A 1,414-nucleotide genomic window follows, 5' to 3' on the forward strand; every position below is an offset into this window, starting at 1 on the left:
CTAGTACTCCAGTGACACTTCGCGATCTTGGGCCTGGAGGTGGCATGAAGACGGCCACCACGTGATCATTCGGAGTTTGTGAAGACATCTGACGATCGCGTGATGGCCGTGGCCGACACTGTAGACCTTGACGGCTGGATGGTCACCTTCAACGACCTGATGAGCCGGATCGCGGGCCGGTTCGGCCGCATCGAGCCGCGCCGCGCCGCCACCGCTTACGTGCGCGGGCTGTTGTCCGACCTTGACCGCAAGAACTGCTGGAACCTGGCCGAGCACGCCGGGCTGACCGGCCCGCAGACGATGCAACGCCTGCTGCGCACCGCGCGCTGGGACGCCGACGCCGTCCGCGATGACCTGCGCGACTACGTCATCGAGCAGCTCGGCGAGGGCGGAGTACTGATCGTGGATGAGACCGGCTTCCTCAAGAAGGGCGCCCGTTCGGCGGGGGTGCAGCGGCAATACACCGGTACGGCGGGCAGGATCGAGAACAGCCAGGTCGGCGTGTTCCTCGCCTACGCCACCCCTCGCGGGCGCACGCTGCTGGACCGGCGGCTCTACCTGCCCCAGCACTCCTGGCTGGCCGACCCCGGCCGATGCGCCGAGGCCGGAGTGCCCGAGCAGACCACCTTCGCCACCAAGCCCGCCCTGGCCGCCGAAATGATCGCCGCCGCGCTGGATGCCGGACTGGCCGCACGCTGGGTCAGCGGTGATGAGGTCTACGGCCAAGACCCGCGCCTGCGGGCCCTGCTGGAGCGGCGCCACGTCGGCTACGTGCTGGCGATCGCGGGCAACCGGCGGGTGAACCTGGACGGGGCCGAGCGCAGCGCGGCCGACATCGCCGCCGGCGTGGCCGATCGGCACTGGCACCGCTACCGCGCCGGACAAGGCGCCAAGGGCCCGCGCTGGTATGCCTGGGCATGGGCGCGCATCGACGAAGCCGAACCGCAGGGATACCGGTGGCTGCTGATCCGCCGCAACCTGACCACCGGTGAGCTCGCCTTCTACCGCTGTGGCGCGCCCACACCGATGCCGCTGATGGCCCTGGTGAAGATCGCGGGTGTCCGGTGGGCGGTGGAGGAGTCCTTCCAAGCCGCCAAAGGCCAGGTCGGGCTGGACCACTACCAGGTACGCGGCTGGACGGCCTGGCATCGGCACATCACGCTGGCGATGCTCGCCCTGGCCTTCCTGTCCGCCATCGCCGCCGCCCAGCCGGCCAACACCGACACCGACCGCATTCCGTTGACACTGCCCGAGATCCGCCGGCTGCTGAGCGAACTCGCGCTGACCCGGAGCCGTCCCATCGCGCACGTTCTGCGCTGGTCGGACTGGCGCCGCCGTCACCAGGCGACAGCCCGGCGCTGCCACTACCGGCGCAGATCGAAACCATGATCGCGAAGTGTCACTGGAGTACTAG

At 69.5% G+C, this 1,414-nt stretch carries 1 protein-coding gene; it reads left to right on the forward strand.

Annotated elements, in window-relative coordinates:
• The first annotated feature begins 159 nt into the window (after positions 1–159).
• The gene (locus ABGA98_RS45615; protein WP_347624739.1) at positions 160–1,389 is read left to right on the forward strand and encodes an IS701 family transposase; all 1,230 of its coding nucleotides are present in this window, start codon (positions 160–162) and stop codon (positions 1,387–1,389) included.
• The last annotated feature ends 25 nt before the right edge of the window (positions 1,390–1,414 follow it).

It is taken from the genome of Nonomuraea sp. B1E8 (genome assembly GCF_039871515.1).
Classification (GTDB): domain Bacteria; phylum Actinomycetota; class Actinomycetes; order Streptosporangiales; family Streptosporangiaceae; genus Nonomuraea.